Below are 202 nucleotides of genomic sequence, written 5' to 3' on the forward strand. Positions count from 1 at the left end.
TCTTGCCCCAAGCCCCGCTGATGCCCTTTGATGCCACTGCACGGACTCCCTGGGCGGTGCCTTTTGCCTTTGATGACTACTTGGAGCTGGTCGACTGGACGGGCCGGGCGTTACGTGAGGATAAGTCTGGATCCATCGAGGCACGAGAACCCAAGCTCCTCGTGCGCTTGGGCATCGATGGGGAGCAGTTTATCGGCTATTC

At 59.4% G+C, this 202-nt stretch carries 1 pseudogene; it reads left to right on the forward strand.

Features of this window, described 5'->3' with window-relative positions:
- Positions 1 to 202 (forward strand): annotated as a pseudogene (locus E1958_RS19975) (transposase); the annotation flags it as partial.

Source organism: Candidatus Thiosymbion oneisti (assembly GCF_004359955.1).
GTDB lineage: Bacteria > Pseudomonadota > Gammaproteobacteria > Chromatiales > Chromatiaceae > Thiosymbion > Thiosymbion oneisti.